At 40.8% G+C, this 21,566-nt stretch carries 16 protein-coding genes, 2 tRNA genes, 3 rRNA genes and 1 pseudogene; 15 read left to right on the top strand and 7 right to left on the bottom strand.

Going from position 1 to position 21,566, the window contains the following annotated elements:
• Nucleotides 1–54: 54 nt before the first annotated feature.
• From ybeY to miaB, 3 genes are read right to left on the bottom strand one after another with little or no spacing between them, the layout of a single operon-like run.
• Nucleotides 55–537 (bottom strand): rRNA maturation RNase YbeY, encoded by a 483-nt coding sequence (ybeY, locus tag ACPF64_RS01725; protein ID WP_426455377.1) that lies wholly within the window; start codon nt 535–537, stop codon nt 55–57.
• Between the two features lie 9 nt (nt 538–546).
• Nucleotides 547–1,635: a PhoH family protein gene (locus ACPF64_RS01720; protein ID WP_017388325.1), complete on the bottom strand. Its 1,089-nt coding sequence runs from the start codon at nt 1,633–1,635 to the stop codon at nt 547–549.
• Nucleotides 1,636–1,672: 37 nt separating this feature from the next.
• On the bottom strand, nt 1,673–3,124 hold the full coding sequence (gene miaB / locus ACPF64_RS01715) for a tRNA (N6-isopentenyl adenosine(37)-C2)-methylthiotransferase MiaB (RefSeq protein ID WP_133747487.1): 1,452 nt from the start codon (nt 3,122–3,124) through the stop codon (nt 1,673–1,675).
• Nucleotides 3,125–3,411: 287 nt separating this feature from the next.
• Between miaB and ACPF64_RS01710 the strand changes: the two genes are divergently transcribed.
• The 4 genes from ACPF64_RS01710 to ACPF64_RS01695 all read left to right on the top strand — a co-directional run bounded on the left by ACPF64_RS01710 (nt 3,412) and on the right by ACPF64_RS01695 (nt 7,693).
• Nucleotides 3,412–5,355 (top strand): transglycosylase SLT domain-containing protein, encoded by a 1,944-nt coding sequence (locus ACPF64_RS01710; protein ID WP_426455374.1) that lies wholly within the window; start codon nt 3,412–3,414, stop codon nt 5,353–5,355.
• Nucleotides 5,356–5,411: 56 nt separating this feature from the next.
• The gene (locus ACPF64_RS01705) at nt 5,412–6,074 is read left to right on the top strand and encodes a ribonuclease T2 family protein (protein WP_426455372.1); all 663 of its coding nucleotides are present in this window, start codon (nt 5,412–5,414) and stop codon (nt 6,072–6,074) included.
• Nucleotides 6,075–6,285: 211 nt separating this feature from the next.
• Nucleotides 6,286–7,272: a malate dehydrogenase gene (locus ACPF64_RS01700; RefSeq protein WP_281836283.1), complete on the top strand. Its 987-nt coding sequence runs from the start codon at nt 6,286–6,288 to the stop codon at nt 7,270–7,272.
• Nucleotides 7,273–7,447: 175 nt separating this feature from the next.
• Nucleotides 7,448–7,693 carry a DUF2789 family protein gene (locus tag ACPF64_RS01695; RefSeq protein WP_003653589.1) on the top strand — a complete coding sequence of 82 codons (246 nt, stop codon included), beginning with the start codon at nt 7,448–7,450 and terminating at the stop codon, nt 7,691–7,693.
• A gap of 58 nt (nt 7,694–7,751) precedes the next feature.
• Here the strand turns inward: ACPF64_RS01695 and ACPF64_RS01690 are convergent, their stop codons facing one another.
• Nucleotides 7,752–8,279 (bottom strand): hypothetical protein, encoded by a 528-nt coding sequence (locus ACPF64_RS01690; RefSeq protein WP_426455369.1) that lies wholly within the window; start codon nt 8,277–8,279, stop codon nt 7,752–7,754.
• A 67-nt stretch (nt 8,280–8,346) separates the two neighbouring features.
• Complete coding sequence (locus tag ACPF64_RS01685; protein WP_198079355.1) at nt 8,347–8,952, bottom strand: 2OG-Fe(II) oxygenase; 606 nt, start codon at nt 8,950–8,952, stop codon at nt 8,347–8,349.
• Nucleotides 8,953–9,069: 117 nt separating this feature from the next.
• Between ACPF64_RS01685 and ACPF64_RS01680 the strand changes: the two genes are divergently transcribed.
• The 11 genes and pseudogenes from ACPF64_RS01680 to ACPF64_RS01630 all read left to right on the top strand — a co-directional run bounded on the left by ACPF64_RS01680 (nt 9,070) and on the right by ACPF64_RS01630 (nt 20,238).
• The gene (locus ACPF64_RS01680) at nt 9,070–9,927 is read left to right on the top strand and encodes a 23S rRNA (adenine(2030)-N(6))-methyltransferase RlmJ (protein WP_003653584.1); all 858 of its coding nucleotides are present in this window, start codon (nt 9,070–9,072) and stop codon (nt 9,925–9,927) included.
• A gap of 41 nt (nt 9,928–9,968) precedes the next feature.
• A complete protein-coding gene (gene pssA, locus ACPF64_RS01675; protein ID WP_426455366.1) occupies nt 9,969–10,802 on the top strand; it encodes a CDP-diacylglycerol--serine O-phosphatidyltransferase in 834 nt (277 codons plus the stop codon).
• A 17-nt stretch (nt 10,803–10,819) separates the two neighbouring features.
• Nucleotides 10,820–11,897, top strand: a pseudogene (locus ACPF64_RS01670) (DUF6670 family protein).
• A 453-nt stretch (nt 11,898–12,350) separates the two neighbouring features.
• A 16S ribosomal RNA gene (locus ACPF64_RS01665) occupies nt 12,351–13,888 on the top strand.
• Between the two features lie 59 nt (nt 13,889–13,947).
• Nucleotides 13,948–14,024: transfer RNA gene (locus tag ACPF64_RS01660), tRNA-Ile, on the top strand.
• A gap of 56 nt (nt 14,025–14,080) precedes the next feature.
• A tRNA-Ala gene (locus ACPF64_RS01655) sits at nt 14,081–14,156 on the top strand.
• Between the two features lie 370 nt (nt 14,157–14,526).
• Nucleotides 14,527–17,420: ribosomal RNA gene (locus tag ACPF64_RS01650) — 23S ribosomal RNA — on the top strand.
• A gap of 182 nt (nt 17,421–17,602) precedes the next feature.
• Nucleotides 17,603–17,717 (top strand): 5S ribosomal RNA (gene rrf / locus ACPF64_RS01645).
• The 16S, 23S and 5S rRNA genes sit together here with 2 tRNA genes alongside, the layout of an rRNA operon.
• A 286-nt stretch (nt 17,718–18,003) precedes the next feature.
• Entirely contained in the window at nt 18,004–18,354 is a 351-nt protein-coding gene (locus ACPF64_RS01640; protein WP_426455364.1) for a GFA family protein, read from the top strand.
• 20 nt (nt 18,355–18,374) lie between these two features.
• Nucleotides 18,375–18,938 (top strand): DUF4256 domain-containing protein, encoded by a 564-nt coding sequence (locus tag ACPF64_RS01635; RefSeq protein WP_426455362.1) that lies wholly within the window; start codon nt 18,375–18,377, stop codon nt 18,936–18,938.
• Between the two features lie 136 nt (nt 18,939–19,074).
• Nucleotides 19,075–20,238 (top strand): acyl-CoA dehydrogenase family protein, encoded by a 1,164-nt coding sequence (locus ACPF64_RS01630; RefSeq protein ID WP_017391488.1) that lies wholly within the window; start codon nt 19,075–19,077, stop codon nt 20,236–20,238.
• Between the two features lie 45 nt (nt 20,239–20,283).
• Here ACPF64_RS01630 and ACPF64_RS01625 read toward each other — a convergent pair whose 3' ends face one another.
• Together ACPF64_RS01625 and ACPF64_RS01620 are read right to left on the bottom strand one after the other, a co-directional pair.
• Entirely contained in the window at nt 20,284–20,784 is a 501-nt protein-coding gene (locus ACPF64_RS01625) for a GNAT family N-acetyltransferase (RefSeq protein ID WP_426455360.1), read from the bottom strand.
• On the bottom strand, nt 20,781–21,380 hold the full coding sequence (locus tag ACPF64_RS01620) for a TetR/AcrR family transcriptional regulator (protein WP_056481861.1): 600 nt from the start codon (nt 21,378–21,380) through the stop codon (nt 20,781–20,783). Before ACPF64_RS01620 ends, ACPF64_RS01625 begins: the two co-directional genes overlap by 4 nt.
• Nucleotides 21,381–21,566 lie beyond the last annotated feature (186 nt).

Raw genomic sequence — 21,566 nt, 5'->3', positions numbered from 1 at the left:
ATTAAACAACATCTCACCTGAAGGCAGACTATGTTTTTCATCTATCAATAATGATTAGATCTGTTCTTGGTAGGGATTGTCTATATTCAGTTTTGCTAGAATTTCAACTTCAAGCCCTTCCATTTCTTCAGCTTCTTCGTCACTAGTTTCGTGGTCATAACCGAGTAAATGCAAAACACCATGCACTAATAAATGTGCAAAGTGTTCATGAGCTGTTTTCTTTTGTTCAACCGCTTCTTGCAATACAACTGGAATACAAATGACTAAGTCACCCAGAGGAAAGGCATCGAGCATTGGTAAAACTTCTTCAGGAATATCACTTGGAAAAGATAAAACATTGGTTGGTTTATCTTTCTCTCGATATTGCAGATTAAGTTGTTGGCTTTCTGCTAAATCGACACAAGCAACGCCAATTTCACAATCTTCTTTATAACCAACGTGGCGTAAAGTTGTCTCAATAATTTTTTTGAGTTGAGCTCGTTTGAGCTCTAACTCAGGTAATTGAAGGTCTTGTTGTAAACTTAAACTGATTTTCAAAATGAATCCTTAAGCATCCTGATGTTGCAAGTCTGCTGCTGTATCGTTTTCAGTCATTAACGCTTCTTGACGTGCTTTGCGTTCAGCACGAGCTTCAGCATTAAGACGATGTTGTTCTCCATCCCAACCTTCATACGCTTCAACAATTTTTTGAACCAGTTGATGACGTACAACATCGCGAGAATGGAAACGGGTAATATGAATTTCGGTAATATTTTCAAGTACACGAAGTGCGTGTGCCAGACCAGATTGTTGACCTTTAGGTAAATCGACTTGAGTAATGTCACCTGTAATTACCGCACGAGAGCCGAAACCTAAACGGGTCAAGAACATTTTCATTTGTTCAGGTGTTGTGTTTTGAGCTTCATCCAAAATTACAAATGAATGGTTAAGTGTGCGACCACGCATATATGCAAGAGGCGCAACTTCAATTACTTGACGCTCAATTAACTTGGCAACTTTTTCAAAGCCAAGCATTTCGTAAAGGGCATCGTAAAGAGGGCGTAGATATGGGTCAATTTTCTGGGTTAAATCACCAGGTAAGAAACCCAGCTTTTCTCCAGCTTCTACAGCAGGACGTACAAGTAAAATCCGCTGGATTTCGTTACGTTCTAGCATATCTACGGCGGCGGCAACTGCTAAATAGGTTTTACCTGTACCAGCAGGGCCTACACCAAAAGAAATATCACTTTGTAAAATACGTTGTACATAACGTTTTTGATTGGCACCACGTGGATTAATGCGGCCTTTTCGTGTCTGGAAATAGACATCGAGCGGCGCATCATGTTCATCCATTTCGTCACCGACCAACTCGAAATTGCGTTCAGTTTGTGAAGATTGAATGAGGAGGTGTAATAGATCGGCACTGATTTGCTGGGATAGCTCAGACTCTTCGTAGAGTCGTTGCAATAATGCTTCGGCTCTCCCAACAGCATCAATTTCACCATCTATGTGAAAAACATCTCCACGATGAGTAATTTTGACATCTAAACGCTGTTCAATTTGCTTCAGGTGCCCATTATAGGCACCCAGAATGCTCTTTAAACGTTCCATTGAAATTTCAGGAAATGTTACGGTACGTCGAATCGCTGCAGTCAAGAGAAAACCTTTCAGTAGACTTTAGAATACCTCTACATTACGCCACGTCAGGTTCAAGATTCAAGAGCTCACCGTAAACAAAATTTAAAGTTTTAATTTCAGTAATCTCGATCTCTGCAAAACGACCAACCCAAGTCGCATCACCAACGAAAGTGACCAGACGTGTATTGTCAGCAGTACCAATTAAAATATTAGGGTCTTGATCAGATACTTTTTCAATAAGTACACGTTCAATTTTACCTAACATGGCATCTGTTTTTTCAATACTAGATTGCTTAATTACTTTTTGAACTTGAGCTAAACGTTCTTTTTTAACTTGCTCAGGTGTGGTGTCTGGCAAGTCTGAGGCAGGCGTACCTGGGCGTTTTGAATAAACAAAACTATACGAATGGTCGAAGTCTAAATCTTTGATAAATTGCAATGTTTCTGCGAAATTTTCATCGGTTTCACCAGGAAAGCCAATAATAAAGTCACTTGATAAATGCATATCTGGACGAATTTTGCGTAGCTTCGCAATTTTATCAATATAGACATCAATCGTGTGATTTCGCTTCATTGCTTTTAAAACATCATTCGAACCACTTTGTACTGGCAAGTGTAAATGTGACACCATTTGAGGTAAATCTTCATAACACTGAATAAGCTCATCAGAGAACTCAAGTGGGTGCGATGTCGTGTAGCGTAAGCGTCCAATACCCGGAATTTCTGCAACGAGTCGTAACAATTCAGGGAAAGTACAGATGCCACCTTCAAAGGTTTCACCGCGGTAACCATTTACATTTTGTCCAAGAAGTGAAATTTCACGGACACCTTTTTCAGCAAGCCCTGCAATTTCTGCAAGTACATCGTCTAATGGTCGAGAAACTTCTTCACCGCGTGTATAGGGAACTACACAGAAAGAACAGTATTTAGAACAGCCTTCCATAATAGAAACAAAGGCTTTAAAGCCTTCTACACGTGGTTCAGGTAAAAAGTCGAACTTTTCAATATCTGGGAAAGAAATATCAACCAGTTTGATTTTATCTTTTTTAGGTTTTTCTACTTGAGCATTATGTTGATCAAGCATTTGCGGTAAACGGTGTAATGTTTGAGGGCCAAAAATCATGTCCACATAAGGTGCACGTTTTTGAATGTTGTCACCTTCTTGAGAGGCAACACACCCACCAACACCAATCACAAGATCAGGATTTTTGTCTTTTAATTTGCGCCAGCGCCCTAATTCACTAAATACTTTTTCCTGTGCTTTTTCACGGATAGAGCACGTATTCATGAGCAGGATGTCTGCTTCGCTAGGGTTGCTCGTTAAAATGTAACCGTGAGAGTCCCCTAAAAGGTCTGCCATACGGTGACTGTCATACTCATTCATCTGACACCCTTGAGTTTCAATATAAAGTTTTTTTATTGAAACATCAGTGGTGTGCGTTGGCTGGGTAACAGTGTTTTCTGAGGCAGCTTTGGCACCATTGGGAATGAAGGTTTGAACCGTCATGCAGGCTCCTAACAGATCGATCTAAAAAAGAATAAATTTGCCCAAAATGGGTCAAACCATTCATTATAGCAGTATTTGGACCGAACCGATAACAGTAAACCTTCAGAACATGACACGGTTTTTTTGAAGTAAATTATGTAAATTTTAATGATGTTGAATCAGAGAGTTACATAACACAACAAAAGAAAGCACGAAGACTAATTAAACTATGCTCTGAAGGTGAATAGTCAGGGTTTAACACATTTATGAGACCAAGTAGAAAGAGCTCATCAATCCATAGTCGTGTAATGAAAAATAAATATATGCATCGTAGCTGGTTAGGAGCTATGTGTTTACTTGGTTGTTCATTTACCTATGCTGCTGAAGAGCAGTTTAATGACGCATTAAATGCTGCAAATAGTGGCAATACAGCATTATTAGACCAATATCAGCTTGCTATGCAAAATGATGTATTGGGATACTATCCGGAATATTGGAAACTTAATACCAATCTAGGCTTTCAACCTTCAGCCTCGATTGTAAGTTTTGCTCAACGTTATCCTCAATCAGCAATGGCTGAGAAATTAGCCGCCGATTATGTTGAAGAAAAAGTTAAACAAGCTGACTTCGCATCTGCACAACCTTTACTACCTTATGTAACTAATCCTGATCAGGCCGAAAATTGCGCATTGGCACAGGTGAGAGCGAAAACCGGTGATGCATTAGTTTTTGCTGAATACAAAGATGTATGGTTAGCCACCGAATCGCAACCTGAATCTTGTGTGGGTCTAGGACGCTTGATGTTATCTAGCCCATTAATGAGTCAGCAAGATAAACAACAACGTCTTTGGGTGCAGTTACGTTCTGGTTTAACAGGGCAGGCCCTTGCTACCGCACAGACTTTGGGAATGAATTTGTCGTTGGCTCAGCTTAATCAAATTCAGGCTAACCCACTCAATTATTTGTGGAGTGCGCCTAAAACAAATGATACAGATTATGCGTATTTGATTTTTGCATTAGGTCGTTTGGCTAATAATGACTTAAGCAACGCTTTTTCGAATGTCCAACGTGTCGCTCAAGGTACACCAGAGAATATACAAAAGTATTTATATCGAACGGTGGCTTATATTGGTGGCACCACGGTAATGAAAAATAATTTCAATCGTGAAGTTCTTCAATATTTTGATGCAAGTTATGGTTATCCTCTAAGTTCTGAAGAAGCTGAAATTTATGCGCGTCAGGCAATTCGATTTGGTGCGTGGGAAAGTTTAATTCGTGCCATTGATGCTATGAGCGTGACACAAAAACAAGAAGACCGCTGGCAATATTGGCTTGCTCGTGCAACAGAGCAGCGCAATGACAGTAATTCAAAAAATACTGCGCAACGTATTTATAAAAAATTGGCTGAAAGTGGTGATGACTATCACAACCTTTTAGCAAAAGATCGTTTGGGTGAACGTTATAATCATCAACCCTATGATGACCAGCCAACAGCAAGTGACTTAAGACGTTTAGATCAGAATATTCACTTTAATCGTGCTTTTACTTTAAGACGTATTAATGCAAATCCGACTTATACTAACCGAGAATGGAACTGGGCAGTTCGACAAGCTTATCTTCAACATGACGATGGTGTGTTGTTAGCTGCGGCAAAGCGTGCCCATGATATGGGGTGGTATGATCGTGCAATTTATGCAGCAGATCGTACAACAAATAAACATAATGATACGTATCGCTATGTGACACCCCATAAGACTAATGTCGTAAGTCATAGTTACAATGCAGGAATTGATCCAGCGTGGGCTTATGGTTTAATGCGACAAGAAAGCCGATTTGTTACCTCTGCGCGCTCTCACGTTGGAGCGGGTGGACTTATGCAAATTATGCCTGATACGGCGAAGTTGATTGCACGTCAAATGGGCGAAACCTATAATCCAGCGGCATTAAATGAAATGAATACCAATATTCGGTATGGTACATTTTATTTGTCGATGATTCAGGGGCAATTAAGCAATAATCCAGTTTTGGCAACGGCAGGTTATAATGCTGGGCCTAATCGGGCAAGACGTTGGCAACCGGACTTTCAATCAATTTCGGCTGACCAATATACAGAGACAATTCCATTGTTAGAGACTAGAGACTATGTCAAGCATGTCATGACTAATGCAACACATTACGGTGTAATATTGGGGCAAGGGGCTCAATCATTATCACAACGTATGAAAGTCATTCCAATGCGTACATCGCCTTAAGTTTAGGTGGTTGATGATGGATCTTCTTTTAATTGGCATATTCAAGTTTTAATTAAATGAAATATAGATATTTGGAACTTCGTTCAATTTTGCAACTTGCATGGTGGCTTATCTGTGCAGGGGGGGGATTGATGAGTTCCGTTTTGCATGCCGAACCTGTTAACTTACAGGGGTATGTTATGCATGTACAAATGACACCTGCCGCATGTGCGTTAGATCCCTCTAAACAAAAACAGCGTAAATGTCTTGAAGGATATTCTTTGACAATTACGGGCCTCATGCCAGAAACAAATCAAACAGATTGTTCAACAGAAAGTTCGGCCGCTCTCTCTCCATTACAATCTAAAGTCGTAGCTCGGGTCATGCCTGACAACAATGCCCGTGTGCAGCTTTGGAAAAGTGTAGGGGGGTGCGTTCCTATGAATGCAAGTCAATATTTCCGGACAGTCATTAACTTTGCTGAACGTCTAAAAATTCCAGCTAGCCTCACAAGTTCGACGAATGTTGAAATTCAACAGTCAGCTTTAAAACAGCAATTTACTCGTCTTAATCCGACCTTGCCTCAAAATGGTATTCGTTTAAGTTGTCAGTTATCGCGTTCAGATGTTGTTTTAACTGAAGTGAAGGTGTGTTACACGGTAAAAGGCCAATATAAACAATGTGCAAATCATGTGGTATCGAATTGCCCAGGTGAAATCACGATTAAAGGTAGTTACTAAAGATGGCGATCATTTCGTAAAAAAATGCTGACCATGCATTGAATCTTTTTGTAAATATTAATTTGTATTTTCTATCAGACTTTTGGTGAAAATGAGTCGCTTTTACATGCATCTGCCACATCTTTAGAGTACAATCTTTGCCGTTTATGATGATTTAGTTAGATGGAATTCCTATTTAGCTAGATTAAGGACATTCATTGGAGACAATTACATGAAGCAACCCGTTCGTGTTGCCGTGACTGGCGCTGCAGGTCAAATTGGTTACAGCTTATTATTCCGTATCGCAAGCGGTGAAATGTTAGGTAAAGATCAACCTGTTATTTTACAATTGCTTGAAGTTCCAGTTGAAAAAGCTCAACAAGCGCTTAAAGGCGTAATGATGGAACTTGATGACTGTGCTTTCCCTTTATTGGCTGGCATGATCGGGACTGATGATCCGAAAGTTGCATTTAAAGATGCTGACTACGCTTTATTGGTAGGTTCTCGTCCACGTGGTCCTGGTATGGAACGTGCTGACTTGTTAAAAGTTAACGGTGAAATTTTCATCGGTCAAGGTCAAGCATTAAACGAAGTTGCTAGTCGTAACGTTAAAGTATTAGTTGTAGGTAACCCTGCAAACACTAACGCTTACATCGCTATGAACTCTGCTCCAGACCTTCCAGCGAAAAACTTTACTGCTATGTTGCGTCTTGACCACAACCGTGCGTTGACTCAAGTTGCTCAAAAAGCTGGTGTTGCAGTTGCTGATATCGAACACTTAACAGTTTGGGGCAACCACTCTCCAACAATGTATGCTGACTACCGTTTTGCAACTGCAAATGGCGAAAGCTTAAAAGACAAAATCAACGATGCGGCATGGAACAAAGATGTGTTCCTTCCAACTGTTGGTAAACGTGGTGCTGCGATTATCGAAGCACGTGGTTTGTCTTCTGCTGCTTCTGCTGCTAACGCTGCAATTGACCATATGCGCGACTGGGCACTTGGTACAAACGGCAAATGGGTAACTATGGGTATTCCATCTGATGGTTCTTATGGTATTCCAGAAGGCGTTATGTTCGGTTTCCCTGTAACAACTGAGAACGGCGAATACAAAATCGTTCAAGGTTTAGAAATTGATGAATTCAGCCGTGAACGTATTAACTTTACGTTAAATGAGCTTGAAGAAGAACGTGCAGCGATTGCTGACATGTTGAAATAATTTATCTTTTTGATAAGTTAAAAAAGCACTCTTTTTAGAGTGCTTTTTTATATTCAATCATTTGAAACAAAACACAAAAAACAACAAGAAAATATAAACATTATCATGCATATAAAAAGGTTTTATTGTTAGATTAATTAATAGATGATTTAAAACAAGTTATAGGAGAATAACAATGTTTGAGCAGCAACCTACTTTAGAACTTTTATTTGATCAGCTGGGTTTAGATTCGGATGAAGCAAGTATCGAAAACTTTATCAAAACACATCAATTGCCGGCTGATCAGAAACTACATGAAGCTTCTTTTTGGTCAAAAGGCCAAAGTGACTTCTTAAAAAGTCATTGGGAAAAAGATGATGAATGGATTGTGGTTATTGATGAGCTGAATGAACAACTACATGAAGATAGTGTAAAGAGATAAATTAAAAATAAGGCCTGTTTTACATAAGATATAGAACAGGCCGATTCAAATTAAATATTTAGTGCGTTTTTGATTTTACTAAATTTTTATACCATGATTCTTGGCGAACCGAATTAAAGACAGGGTGTGCGTGAACCAACTCAAGATCACATTGGGTTGTTGATAAATATTTAGTTAACCAATGTCTGGTTAGTGCTGACTCTTCTCGCGCTGCTGATGCATAAGCCAAGAAGAAATATATATCTGCATGTTCATAGTGGGCTAATGGCTTCAAAATTTGTTGAGTAATCAACGCAAAACGTTTTTCTTTATTTAATTCAAAATAAAGCATATAGGCTTTAGCCAAATGCAAAGATAAATTAAGATACAGACTCAATGGCATTTCTTCATATTCCATACGAGCTTGTTCAAGTAAAACAATCGCCTCTTGTAAAAAATGAAGCTGCTCTTGGCGAACATGACTTAATATGACAAGTTGTAAGCGTAAATCGGCACGCTCCAAAGCAAGTTCAGGCGTATTTTCAGTCAAATAAAGTTGATCTGTCTCACCAATTCTGTTCACAATCGTTTTACTTTCAATAGACATACGCCTTAGTCCTTCTTGATCAATAGCATTTATATCGGGTTCATTTACTAAATTTAAAGAGTAGCTTTTAAAGCCAGATAGAATTTCCGCTACGAAGCCAAGCTGTAATCGAAAGTCTTTGTTGCTTTGAAGTTAATACTTCATGCAATAAGTTGCTTTGAAATATCACTAGTCGATTGGGTTCTGGGTTAACGATATGCCATTTCTCATTTTTATCTTGCAGTCGTAATTGACCGCCCCAATCTTCTTGCCATTCTGGATGTAAATAATAAACGGTTGAGATAATACGATCATTTTTTTGTTGAGGATTGTCTCGGTGTAAAGCATAAAACTCACCCAAATTATAACGGGCAAAATGAGCTTCAACTTCTTTAATTCCTAAATAGAATGCTTGATTTAGACTTTGCGAAAATGAAGTTAAGGTTTCAATATGTTGTTGAGCAATAGGGAGTTGATCATTAATCCAGAGAATATGGTCACTACGAATATTGCTCACCACACCATTTTGAATACCAGCTTCTCTAAATTCATCAATATGATAGCTACACTCTTTGGCGACTTGCGCGCGATATTGATCCGAATAGGCTTGATTAATAATAGCAAAGCCATGCGTATTTAAGTCATCCAGAATTTGATCCAGATCCCATGAGTCCGGAAGCAGGTGAGAGAGCATATAACCTCGAGTAGATCGTAAAAATATCAAGCTGCTCTATTTTAGATGATCACAACCTTACGAAAGAATATTTTTTTCATGTTAAACTATTTGTTGAATTGAGGAATTAAAGTCAACATGAATTACCGTCACCATTTCCATGCGGGCAACTTTGCAGATGTTATGAAGCATGTGCTTTTGCTACAGCTTCTCAACCGTTTAAATGCTAAAGATAAACCTTATCGTTATATCGATACGCATGGAGGTGCAGGAAAATATAATTTATCTCTGGCACCTTCACAAAAATCTGGAGAGTTTCTTACAGGCATTCATCGACTAGTTCAGATATCTGAAATGGAAAAGCGTCAGGCACCTGAAGCAATCCAGCAATATTTGAAGTTAGTAGAACAGTTACGTTCTGAAGAAGGTAAGGGTAGTTATCCAGGGTCACCATGGTTTGCTTTGCAAGGTATGCGTGAGATTGATAAAGCAACCGTGTTTGAAATGCAACGTGATGTTTTTGAGCAATTGCGACATAACATTTATGATAAACGTGCAGGTTTACATGAGCGTGATGCATACGAAGGCTTGCTCGGCGTTATTCCACCGAAAGAAAAACGTGGTTTGGTCATGATTGACCCGCCTTACGAATTAGAGCGTAAAGACTTTCCGCAATTAGTTGAACTTTTACAACAAGCTTATAAAAAATGGCCAACAGGTGTTTTTGCAGTTTGGTATCCAATTAAAGACCGAGCGATGATTGAGCGTTTTGAAAAGAAAATGTTCAAAACAGGTATTCGCCGTCAATTGGTTTGTGAAATCTGTGTATGGCCAGATGATACCCCTGTAGGTTTAAATGGTTGTGGTCTATTGGTGATTAATCCACCTTGGCAGTTCTCTGAACAAGCCGACCAAGCCCTACAGTGGTTATTCCCGCATCTACGTATGCAAGAAATTGGTGGCCATGCTGCTGTTCGCTGGTTGGTAGGTGAATAACAGTTAACTTAAATCAATGCACATGTTTGGAATAGAAAATAATGACAAATGCGCCTAAACCAGAGCAAGATTTAACTCATAATGAACATTCATTTGATGGGATTACATTCGAAGTGGTTGAAGAAGAAGATAATCCGGAAGGACAAAAAGTGAAGCGCCGAGGAATTTATCTTTGGCCTAACTTAATTACGACAGCCGCTTTGTTGTCTGGTTTCTATTCCATCATTGCGAGTATGAATGGGGATTTCACCCAAGCTATTTATGCCATCTTTATTGCAGCTTTACTTGATGGTTTAGATGGCCGAGTTGCTCGAGCTATTGGTGCACAAAGTGCTTTTGGCGAGCAATATGACTCACTTTCAGACTTATTGGCTTTTGGTGTAGCTCCAGCAATGCTTATGTATAGCTGGAGTTTGCATGATCTGGGTCGTATTGGCTTGGCATGTTGTTTTGTTTATACAGCATGTGCAGCTTTCCGTTTAGCACGTTTTAATGTGCAAATTGGTGTAGTTGATAAGCGCTATTTTATCGGAATTGCAAGTCCATTGGCTGCCATAATCATTATTTCATTAGTGTGGGTTGCTCGCGACTATCCTTTCATTTTTGATTTACGTGATATTGCGATTAAAACCACTAATGCTGTTCTTATGGTTGTTGTGGGATTACTCATGATCTCCAATATTAAATATTACTCTTTCAAACAAATGGACCGTAAAAGAGTTCCTTTTGTAGTTATGTTGCCAGTAGTACTGATTTTTGCAGCAATCACTTATAATATTCCAATGGGCATTTTGACCGTTTCAATAATCTATGCTCTATCTGGTTTTGTTACTACATTATTTGCACGTAAGAGTAACGAAACAATAAAAACATAAAATAGAAGAGGTTCGGTATGCCTATGTTGATGAATCAAATTAATCAATTACAGCAGCTGGGCCTTAATGCCAAAGAGGGGGTTGTCTATCAACCTTCTCGCGGCTTCTTTAAAATTGTTTATCAAGGCTTAATCCTTCCAAATCTACCGGCTCCACTGCGCTATTTTAATTACATTAGTATGGTTGGACAGCCGCGCATTCCTCTTTGCTATAACACTCACTCAATTACGACTTCGGCAATCGATACTGCAACTGTACTTGTAAGTAATAGCCAACATAGTGTGGGACATTTAAAAACTTATTCTATTCGGCGGCAATGCCAGTTTGACTCAAAACGATATCAGTTTGATAAAACAGATTTGATTGAGTGGAAAATCCCAAAGATCCATCTTCAGCGACTAGACTCTGAAATGGGGTGTGATCTTACTATTCAGATTTCAGAAAATATCTCTAATACCTCTGCATTGCAGTGGGGAGTTTCGGACTATTGGTCAACACTATGTTTATGTGAGGGTGAAATTTTTTATAAAGGACAAAAGTATCAAGTTGAAGGATTAGGACGCTTTAAACATGCAAGGGCTCTACATTTACCGTTTTTATCTTTATGTTTCTATACGTGCCAAATTATTAATTTAAATGAAACGACTCAGCTTACATTTACACAAATACGAAATCAGTGGAATATCATTTTATGTTCACGGTTAGATATTCAAGAATTTGGTAAGCCTGTTGAAAGCTTTACTGAAGATGTAAATTTACATATTCATCGCGTTTATCCAAAAGTTAGAACACCCAATGATAAAGAGATGTATTTGCCCAGAGAGTTTTCTTGGCAATGTAAAAAAAATGGAAAAATTATTTTTGAACTTTATGCACAAAGCCGTGGCGACTACAAGTTTGGATTGGCAGCTGGATATGTGGGAAGCTTCCAATATCAATTAAGTTGGAATGAACAATGTCTACAAGGTGAAGGTGGATATTGTGAATATATTGATTGTCGCCCACTTAGGTGGCAGGAAAAGAACCAAGACGAAAAAATATTAGATAAATTGATGCTTTTACAGCCATGTTTATATAAAAAATGACTATTTTTAGTATTTTTGATTAAAAAGTGAACTGTTGTTTTGCTAATGTTAAAAAAGGTATTGCCAAAGGAATTTAATGGTCTATAATGCACATCCATCGGCGGTGATGCAGATAGAAACTTGTTGAAAAACAGTTACTTGGAATTGAGTTGATTGCTTTGAGCAGTAGATTTGATAAGAAGTTGGTTTTGAGAATAAGTTTTAAAAATATCGAAATTACCTGTTGACTTTTAAGAGATTAAGAGTAATATAGCCGACCTAGCTTGCTGGTGACGAACCAGTAAGAAGATCATTAAGAGATTATGAAGAACAACTTGTGTGGATTTTTACTGATTGATTGATCGAAATATTATCATTGATTGATTGGTTTAAATTACTCGAAGTTTATTTGAGCGAAATTTAAGTCAGAAAATTGATGAGCCAGAATTGGCACCTTGTCTTTAATAAGGTGCAAAATGATTTTTAACTGAAGAGTTTGATCATGGCTCAGATTGAACGCTGGCGGCAGGCTTAACACATGCAAGTCGAGCGGAGTGATGGTGCTTGCACTATCACTTAGCGGCGGACGGGTGAGTAATGCTTAGGAATCTGCCTATTAGTGGGGGACAACATTTCGAAAGGAATGCTAATACCGCATACGTCCTACGGGAGAAAGCAGGGGATCTTCGGACCTTGCGCTAATAGATGAGCCTAAGTCGGATTAGCTAGTTGGTGGGGTAAAGGCCTACCAAGGCGACGATCTGTAGCGGGTCTGAGAGGATGATCCGCCACACTGGGACTGAGACACGGCCCAGACTCCTACGGGAGGCAGCAGTGGGGAATATTGGACAATGGGCGCAAGCCTGATCCAGCCATGCCGCGTGTGTGAAGAAGGCCTTATGGTTGTAAAGCACTTTAAGCGAGGAGGAGGCTACTGAAGTTAATACCTTCAGATAGTGGACGTTACTCGCAGAATAAGCACCGGCTAACTCTGTGCCAGCAGCCGCGGTAATACAGAGGGTGCAAGCGTTAATCGGATTTACTGGGCGTAAAGCGCGCGTAGGCGGCTAATTAAGTCAAATGTGAAATCCCCGAGCTTAACTTGGGAATTGCATTCGATACTGGTTAGCTAGAGTGTGGGAGAGGATGGTAGAATTCCAGGTGTAGCGGTGAAATGCGTAGAGATCTGGAGGAATACCGATGGCGAAGGCAGCCATCTGGCCTAACACTGACGCTGAGGTGCGAAAGCATGGGGAGCAAACAGGATTAGATACCCTGGTAGTCCATGCCGTAAACGATGTCTACTAGCCGTTGGGGCCTTTGAGGCTTTAGTGGCGCAGCTAACGCGATAAGTAGACCGCCTGGGGAGTACGGTCGCAAGACTAAAACTCAAATGAATTGACGGGGGCCCGCACAAGCGGTGGAGCATGTGGTTTAATTCGATGCAACGCGAAGAACCTTACCTGGCCTTGACATAGTAAGAACTTTCCAGAGATGGATTGGTGCCTTCGGGAACTTACATACAGGTGCTGCATGGCTGTCGTCAGCTCGTGTCGTGAGATGTTGGGTTAAGTCCCGCAACGAGCGCAACCCTTTTCCTTATTTGCCAGCGAGTAATGTCGGGAACTTTAAGGATACTGCCAGTGACAAACTGGAGGAAGGCGGGGACGACGTCAAGTCATCATGGCCCTTACGGCCAGGGCTACACACGTGCTACAATGGTCGGTACAAAGGGTTGCTACCTAGCGATAGGATGCTAATCTCAAAAAGCCGATCGTAGTCCGGATTGGAGTCTGCAACTCGACTCCATGAAGTCGGAATCGCTAGTAATCGCGGATCAGAATGCCGCGGTGAATACGTTCCCGGGCCTTGTACACACCGCCCGTCACACCATGGGAGTTTGTTGCACCAGAAGTAGGTAGTCTAACCGCAAGGAGGACGCTTACCACGGTGTGGCCGATGACTGGGGTGAAGTCGTAACAAGGTAGCCGTAGGGGAACCTGCGGCTGGATCACCTCCTTAACGAAAGATTGACGATTGGTAAGAATCCACAACAAGTTGTTCTTCATAGATGTATCTGAGGGTCTGTAGCTCAGTTGGTTAGAGCACACGCTTGATAAGCGTGGGGTCACAAGTTCAAGTCTTGTCAGACCCACCATGACTTTGACTGGTTGAAGTTATAGAAAAGAAGATACATAACTGATGATGTAAGCTGGGGACTTAGCTTAGTTGGTAGAGCGCCTGCTTTGCACGCAGGAGGTCAGGAGTTCGACTCTCCTAGTCTCCACCAGAACTTAAGAGAAGTTCGGATTACAGAAATTAGTAAATAAAGATTTAGATCTTGGTTTATTAACTTCTGTGATTTAAGTATCACGGTATTAAGCATGACCTGACGAAGGCATGTTTATTCATTAACAGATTGGCAAAATTGAGTCTGAAATAAATTGTTCACTCAATAATGAAAAGAGAGGAAGTAATTCTGATCTTGGAATTAATTGAGAACTAGCAAATTAACTGAATCAAGCGTTTTGGTATATGAATTAGATTGAAGCTGTACAGTGTTTAAATACACAGTACTTCAAACTGTAAGAGATTGATGAGAAATCATTGATCATGTCTTATTACTCCTTGTAGGTAATAACGACTGTTTGGGGTTGTATAGTCAAGTAATTAAGTGCATGTGGTGGATGCCTTGGCAGTCAGAGGCGATGAAAGACGTAATAGCCTGCGATAAGCTCCGGGGAGGCGGCAAATATCCTTTGATCCGGAGATTTCTGAATGGGGGAACCCACCTACTTTAAGGTAGGTATTGCAACATGAATACATAGTGTTGCAAGGCGAACGAGGGGAAGTGAAACATCTCAGTACCCTTAGGAAAAGAAATCAATTGAGATTCCCTTAGTAGCGGCGAGCGAACGGGGATCAGCCCATTAAGTTATGTGTGTTTTAGTGGAACGCTCTGGGAAGTGCGAACGTAGAGGGTGATATTCCCGTACACGAAAGGGCACACATAATGATGACGAGTAGGGCGAGGCACGTGAAACCTTGTCTGAATATGGGGGGACCATCCTCCAAGGCTAAATACTCCTGACTGACCGATAGTGAACCAGTACCGTGAGGGAAAGGCGAAAAGAACCCCTGTGAGGGGAGTGAAATAGATCCTGAAACCGCATGCATACAAGCAGTGGGAGCCGACTTGTTCGGTGACTGCGTACCTTTTGTATAATGGGTCAGCGACTTATATTCAGTAGCGAGGTTAACCGTATAGGGGAGCCGTAGAGAAATCGAGTCTTAATAGGGCGTTTAGTTGCTGGGTATAGACCCGAAACCAGGCGATCTATCCATGAGCAGGTTGAAGGTTGGGTAACACTAACTGGAGGACCGAACCCACTGTCGTTGAAAAGCCAGGGGATGACTTGTGGATAGGGGTGAAAGGCTAATCAAGCCTGGTGATAGCTGGTTCTCCCCGAAAGCTATTTAGGTAGCGCCTCGGACGAATACCATAGGGGGTAGAGCACTGTTTCGGCTAGGGGGTCATCCCGACTTACCAAACCGATGCAAACTCCGAATACCTATGAGTACTATCCGGGAGACAGACTGCGGGTGCTAACGTCCGTAGTCAAGAGGAAAACAATCCAGACCGCCAGCTAAGGCCCCAAAATCATAGTTAAGTGGGAAACGATGTGGGAAGGCATAGACAGCTAGGAGGTTGGCTTAGAAGCAGCCACCCTTTAAAGAAAGCGTAATAGCTCACTAGTCGAGTCGGCCTGCGCGGAAGATGTAACGGGGCTAAAACTATGTGCCGAAGCTGCGGATTTGACTTTTAAGTCAAGTGGTAGGGGAGCGTTCTGTAAGCCGATGAAGGTGTATTGAGAAGTATGCTGGAGGTATCAGAAGTGCGAATGCTGACGTGAGTAACGACAAAACGGGTGAAAAACCCGTTCGCCGAAAGACCAAGGGTTCCAGTCCAACGTTAATCGGGGCTGGGTGAGTCGACCCCTAAGGCGAGGCCGAAAGGCGTAGTCGATGGGAAATTGGTTAATATTCCAATACTTCTGTGTAATGCGATGAGAGGACGGAGAAGGTTAAGTCAGCCTGGCGTTGGTTGTCCAGGTGAAAGGAAGTAGGCATGCATCTTAGGCAAATCCGGGGTGCTCTATGCTGAGATCTGATAGCAAGCTGTACTTGTACAGCGAAGTGGCTGATACCATGCTTCCAGGAAAAGTCTCTAAGCTTCAGTTACACAGGAATCGTACCCTAAACCGACACAGGTGGTCAGGTCGAGTAGACCAAGGCGCTTGAGAGAACTCTGCTGAAGGAACTAGGCAAAATGGTACCGTAACTTCGGGAGAAGGTACGCTGTTGTTGGTGATGGAACTTGCTTCCTGAGCTGATGACAGCCACAGAAACCAGGCCGCTGCAACTGTTTATTAAAAACATAGCACTCTGCAAACACGAAAGTGGACGTATAGGGTGTGATGCCTGCCCGGTGCTGGAAGGTTAATTGATGGGGTTAGCGTAAGCGAAGCTCTTGATCGAAGCCCCAGTAAACGGCGGCCGTAACTATAACGGTCCTAAGGTAGCGAAATTCCTTGTCGGGTAAGTTCCGACCTGCACGAATGGCATAATGATGGCGGCGCTGTCTCCAGCAGAGGCTCAGTGAAATCGAAATCGCTGTGAAGATGCAGTGTACCCGCGGCTAGACGGAAAGACCCCGTGAACCTTTACTGCAGCTTGACATTGAACTTTGACCTTACTTGTGTAGGATAGGTGGGAGGCTTTGAAGTTGGAACGCTAGTTCCAATGGAGCCGTCCTTGAAATACCACCCTGGTAATGTTGAGGTTCTAACTCTGCCCCGTAATCCGGGGCGAGGACCATGTCTGGTGGGTAGTTTGACTGGGGCGGTCTCCTCCTAAAGAGTAACGGAGGAGTACGAAGGTGCGCTCAGCGTGGTCGGAAATCACGCGTAGAGTATAAAGGCAAAAGCGCGCTTAACTGCGAGACCCACAAGTCGAGCAGGTACGAAAGTAGGTCTTAGTGATCCGGTGGTTCTGTATGGAAGGGCCATCGCTCAACGGATAAAAGGTACTCTGGGGATAACAGGCTGATACCGCCCAAGAGTTCATATCGACGGCGGTGTTTGGCACCTCGATGTCGGCTCATCTCATCCTGGGGCTGAAGCAGGTCCCAAGGGTATGGCTGTTCGCCATTTAAAGAGGTACGCGAGCTGGGTTTAGAACGTCGTGAGACAGTTCGGTCCCTATCTACCGTGGGCGCTGGAAATTTGAGAGGATCTGCTCCTAGTACGAGAGGACCAGAGTGGACGAACCTCTGGTGTACCGGTTGTGACGCCAGTCGCATCGCCGGGTAGCTATGTTCGGAAGGGATAACCGCTGAAAGCATCTAAGCGGGAAGCCTACCTCAAGATAAGATTTCCCTAGGACTTTATGTCCTCTAAAGAGCCGTTCGAGACTAGGACGTTGATAGGTTGGATGTGGAAGCATAGTGATATGTGAAGCTGACCAATACTAATTGCTCGTGAGGCTTGACTATACAACACCCAAGCAGTTGTATATAAAGCATCAATCGATTCATTAATATGCAAAGCAACTTGATTTAGTTATACGCTTAGCTAAAATGAACAAAATAAAGTAAGATTCAATCAGCCCATCTGTAAAGATTTGGAAAACGCATCGGCAGCCAATAAGACCAATGCAAGTATCCATACCAGTTGTGCTGGCGACCATAGCAAGAGTGAACCACCTGATCCCTTCCCGAACTCAGAAGTGAAACCTCTTAGCGCTGATGGTAGTGTGGGGTTTCCCATGTGAGAGTAAGTCATCGCCAGCTCATTATTCAAAACACCCTCAACTTAACAGTTGGGGGTGTTTTTTTATGCGCAAATTAAATTAATTGATTAATTTAGATGCAGTAAAACAGTGAAAAAGGACTCTAATAAGAGTCCTTTTTTATATAAAAGAAATTTCGAGCTCGTTCTGATTTAGAAATGTGTTTCTAAGCCTACATATGGGCCTTTAAATTCAAACTTAAGTAGGATTAGATTACATTTTTATATGGAAAGTTATTTTTTAAACTGGAAAAGTAGATAGCGTGAGAATTATAAAGAGTAAGAAAAATGAGATATCAGGGAAGTTGTCATTGTGGTCAAATTAAATTTGTAGCGGAAGGAGATTTATCAGAGGTTTTATCTTGCAATTGCTCAATATGTCAAAAGAAAGGTTCTTTGCTTTGGTTCTTATCAAGTAAGCAAGTTAAGATTTCTTTAGGAACCCCTGAAAATTTGGCGAATTACACTTTTAAGAAACATGTGATTAATCATCATTTCTGTAAAATTTGTGGTATTCATCCTTATGCTCAAGGTACAGATGCAAAGGGTAATGCTATCTTTGCTATTAATGTTCGATGCATAGATGACATGGATTTAGAAAAAATAAAAATAAATTATTTTGATGGACGTTCAGCTTAATAAATATAAGGATTTATCCAATGGTAATTAAAAAGCAATTAGCTTCAAAGCAAATAGAAACACTGATTGAGCTACTAAAAAATAGATTTGAAAAGAATTCACATCGCCATAGAGAAATAGAATGGCCGAGTGTGCAGACTAAACTAATTAAATCTCCTGACAAACTATGGTCATTGCAAGAAATGGAAAATACGGGAGGAGAGCCTGACGTGGTGGCTTATGACCAACAGAGTGATGAATATTTGTTTATGGATTGCTCTCCTGAGACACCAAAAGGCCGTAGAAGTCTTTGTTATGATCGCGAAGCTTTAGAGTCTAGAAAAGATCACCCACCTAAAAATAGTGCAATCGATATTGCTATAGAAATGGGAGTCGAACTTCTAACAGAAGAGCAATATCATCAATTACAAAAGTTAGGCGAGTTTGATCTTAAAACATCAAGTTGGCTTGCAACTCCAGATGAGATTCGCCAATTAGATGGAGCAATTTTTGCTGACCGTCGTTATGGCCGTGTTTTTGTTTATCATAATGGTGCGCAATCATATTACGCGGTTCGTGGATTTCGTTGCTGTTTAAGAGTATAGACTTTGCATTTTAATAAGAATAATTGGGTTTGATTTTTTATGCCAAGAAATTGGAAATTCTTGCAACTTTTGATTGATGTCAAACATGCCAAGATATGCCTTGGAATTAAATAAAAACATCAGGATATCTCTAAAAATGCAATCCAACCCAATTTACTATAATGAACAACACATTGCTTTTGCTGATAATGTTCGTCGATTTGTACAAAAAGAAATGGCGCCTTTTGTCAATGAGTGGGATGAAGCTGAGACATTTCCAAGAGAACTATACAAGAAAGCTGCTGAGATTGGTTTATTAGGATTAGGTTTTTCTGAAGAATATGGTGGTATTCCAGATGCTGATCCATTCTATTCATTGCTGGCTGGTGTCGAAATGGCGAAGGCTGGCTCTGGTGGAGTACATATCTCATTGATGGTACATACCATTGGTGCACCGCCGATTCAGCATTTTGGTAGTGAAGAATTAAAAGCTAGAGTTCTCCCGAGTATTATTTCCGGTGAAAAAATTTCTGCCTTAGCCATTACTGAACCAAGTGGTGGGTCAGATGTTGCTGCACTTCAGACTAAGGCCGTTCGAGAGGGTGATTATTATATTGTTTCTGGTGAGAAAACCTTTATTACTTCAGGAATTCGCGCTGATTACTATACAGTTGCGGTGCGTACAGACCCGACTAAATCAGGTGCAGAAGGTATTTCGATGTTGCTGATTGATGCCCAGAGTGAAGGAATCACTAAAACACCTTTAAAGAAAATGGGGTGGTGGGCTTCAGATACAGCACATTTGCATTTTGACCAAGTTAAAGTGCCTGTATCAAATCTTTTAGGTAAAGAAAATGCTGGTTTTAAAGTAATTATGAATAACTTTAATATGGAGCGTTTTTTCTTAGGTGTGGTGGCTTATGGTTATGCACTGGTGTGTTATGAAGAAGCTTTAGATTGGGCTCAGCAACGTAAAACATTTGGTAAACGATTAATTGATCATCAAGTAGTCCGTCATAAGTTGGTGGATATGGCGACACAATTGACCTCAACACGGGCATTACTTGAAGAAACTGCATGGAAAATGACTCAACCAAAGTTGCAGGGGCCAGAGCTTGTAGCTCAAATTTCAATGCTTAAAAATGTTGCTACTCGCACTATGCAATTTTGCGCTGATGCAGCTGTACAAACATTGGGAGGCATGGGTTTTATGCGTGGAACTAAGTCTGAACGTATTTATCGTGAAGTGAAGGTGAATATGATTGGCGGTGGTGCTGAAGAAATCATGAAAGATTTGATTAGTAAGCAGTTGGGTTATTGATTTTTGATAAGGTGGCCATTGTGCCACCGCATCACATTCATAAGTTTATTGAAATGATTCAATCCAGTCATAATTCAAAATCGCCCAACGTTCATGATCTTTCCACTCTTTTCCACCTACTCGAAGATATTGTCGAGAAAAGCCCTCTTTGATAAAACCTGCATTTGCAACCAGATGAATTGAAGCAATATTTTCAGGTTGTATATTTGCTTCTAATCTATGTAAGTTTAGTTTTTCGAATGCTTCACTAAGTAATAACTTTAGACCCTCTTTCATATATCCTTGGCCTTGATAGGGATGAAATACTTCATAACCTAAGTAAGCCGAGTGAAAATAACCTCTGATAATGTTAGAAATATTAAATGTTCCGACAATTGAATGGTCTTTCTCTAAACAAACGAAATAACGATGTTCTTGGGTTAAATATTGTTCAAAGTCAGAGGGTGGATAAGTCCAAGGTTGATGCAATTGAACACTGCGTTCATAAGCTTCTTTAATTTCAGCCAAGTCATTTATTTGAGGTTTACGTAAATAGACTGAACTCATTTCAAAGCCATCTCCCAAACCATTTCGGTCACTTCATCAATTTTGACCTTTCCTTCAGGTTTATACCAAGTTACGGTCCATGAAATCGCTCCACCAACTAAACGTCGCCAAATAAAGGCATCATGCTTTATCTTGCCCTTTGTGCGTAACTTTTCAATAACATCTAACCAAATTTGCTCATATTCATTACGCATTTTCAAAAGGTAATCTTGTTTTTCTTTTGAAAGAGCAAACCATTCATAAACTAACACAGCCATGGCAGCACCTGTATCTCCAGTAATCGAGATGAGTTCTGCTTTAATTAGGGCACGTAATTGTTGCTCTGGATCTGTAGATTGAGTTGCTGCATCTTCTAAACGGGCTAGGTTATAAATGATGGTTTGCTCCATCACATGGGCAAGGATGTCATCTTTACTTTTGAAGTGATGGAACAAACTTCCTGATTGAATTCCAATAAATTGAGCTAGTTCACGAACAGTAGTTTTGTCATAGCCCTGCTTGTGAAATAGGTACGCAGCACCTTGTAATAAACGACCACGTGGGCTGTCATCAAAGCAAGAGATATTTGGAATCTGTTCAATTGAAGTAGCAATCATACGTACGGTTTGACCCTTTAAATAAAAATGAATACTGAAATTTTTTGCTAAATCTCACCATATTTCAGAATGATTATCGATTTTGGAAGATTTGGTCAACATCACAATAACATTTTGCTCTTTACAAACCAAGCGCTTGCTTGGTAATGTTGAGACTGATTTTTAAACAGAACAACGAGAAATAAG

It is taken from the genome of Acinetobacter sp. KB005 (assembly GCF_049949095.1).
Classification (GTDB): domain Bacteria; phylum Pseudomonadota; class Gammaproteobacteria; order Pseudomonadales; family Moraxellaceae; genus Acinetobacter; species Acinetobacter calcoaceticus.
The sequence above is the reverse complement of the archived record's forward strand: the minus strand, read 5'-3'. Positions and strand labels throughout refer to the sequence as shown.

Excerpts from the sequence above, each read along its gene's own strand:
- ACPF64_RS01690 (WP_426455369.1), bottom strand. The coding sequence starts at position 8,279 with ATGTCTATTGAAAGTAAAACGATTGTGAACAGAATTGGTGAGACAGAT.
- ACPF64_RS01710 (WP_426455374.1), top strand. The coding sequence starts at position 3,412 with ATGAAAAATAAATATATGCATCGTAGCTGGTTAGGAGCTATGTGTTTA.
- ACPF64_RS01700 (WP_281836283.1), top strand. The coding sequence starts at position 6,286 with ATGAAGCAACCCGTTCGTGTTGCCGTGACTGGCGCTGCAGGTCAAATT.
- ACPF64_RS01680 (WP_003653584.1), top strand. The coding sequence starts at position 9,070 with ATGAATTACCGTCACCATTTCCATGCGGGCAACTTTGCAGATGTTATG.
- ACPF64_RS01630 (WP_017391488.1), top strand. The coding sequence starts at position 19,075 with ATGCAATCCAACCCAATTTACTATAATGAACAACACATTGCTTTTGCT.
- ACPF64_RS01685 (WP_198079355.1), bottom strand. The coding sequence starts at position 8,952 with ATGCTCTCTCACCTGCTTCCGGACTCATGGGATCTGGATCAAATTCTG.
- pssA (WP_426455366.1), top strand. The coding sequence starts at position 9,969 with ATGACAAATGCGCCTAAACCAGAGCAAGATTTAACTCATAATGAACAT.
- ACPF64_RS01705 (WP_426455372.1), top strand. The coding sequence starts at position 5,412 with ATGAAATATAGATATTTGGAACTTCGTTCAATTTTGCAACTTGCATGG.
- ACPF64_RS01625 (WP_426455360.1), bottom strand. The coding sequence starts at position 20,784 with ATGAGTTCAGTCTATTTACGTAAACCTCAAATAAATGACTTGGCTGAA.
- ACPF64_RS01640 (WP_426455364.1), top strand. The coding sequence starts at position 18,004 with ATGAGATATCAGGGAAGTTGTCATTGTGGTCAAATTAAATTTGTAGCG.
- ACPF64_RS01635 (WP_426455362.1), top strand. The coding sequence starts at position 18,375 with ATGGTAATTAAAAAGCAATTAGCTTCAAAGCAAATAGAAACACTGATT.
- miaB (WP_133747487.1), bottom strand. The coding sequence starts at position 3,124 with ATGACGGTTCAAACCTTCATTCCCAATGGTGCCAAAGCTGCCTCAGAA.
- ACPF64_RS01695 (WP_003653589.1), top strand. The coding sequence starts at position 7,448 with ATGTTTGAGCAGCAACCTACTTTAGAACTTTTATTTGATCAGCTGGGT.
- ACPF64_RS01620 (WP_056481861.1), bottom strand. The coding sequence starts at position 21,380 with ATGATTGCTACTTCAATTGAACAGATTCCAAATATCTCTTGCTTTGAT.